The sequence below is a fragment of the Virgibacillus sp. M23 genome, from assembly GCF_034190895.1.
Classification (GTDB): Bacteria; Bacillota; Bacilli; order Bacillales; family Amphibacillaceae; genus Virgibacillus; species Virgibacillus salarius.
On sequence record NZ_JAWDHA010000270.1, the window covers coordinates 1 to 440 of the forward strand.

The window sequence follows — 440 nt, forward strand, 5'->3', positions numbered from 1 at the left end:
ATCAAAATAAGCTGAATAAATCGTGTGTAATCGACACACGTACTGCAGAGGCACTGAATCATCAGATAGAAAATAAAAAATCAGATTAAAAAAATGATTTGCAGCTTCAAACAGCATTGAAATCATTATTTGTCAATTAAAGGAGATGGTATTCCATCTCCTGTTTCTTTATGCTTAAAGAGATTATGGATCATAAGTCACATAAAAAATGAGTTTTTGACAAGAAATTAAAAAAATTTTCACAAATAAACATTTATAAAGGACTGTTATTACCCGTTATCAATATATGAGAGAGACTTTCTAACGAGTTACTATGCATTTAAAATGAAACTTTTGCAAGTTGCCTAGTATTTGTTTACTTCATACAATATAAGTATGTTCTATAAATAACAGTAATCAGGTTTATGGCAGCTGTACGACAGGTATTTAAAGAGTAACGT

General features: G+C 29.3%; 1 protein-coding gene. It reads left to right on the forward strand.

Annotated elements, in window-relative coordinates:
- A partial coding sequence (locus RVS70_RS22490; RefSeq protein ID WP_321134950.1) for a hypothetical protein occupies positions 1–89 on the forward strand: 89 nt, incomplete at its 5' end.
- Between the last annotated feature and the right edge of the window lie 351 nt (positions 90–440).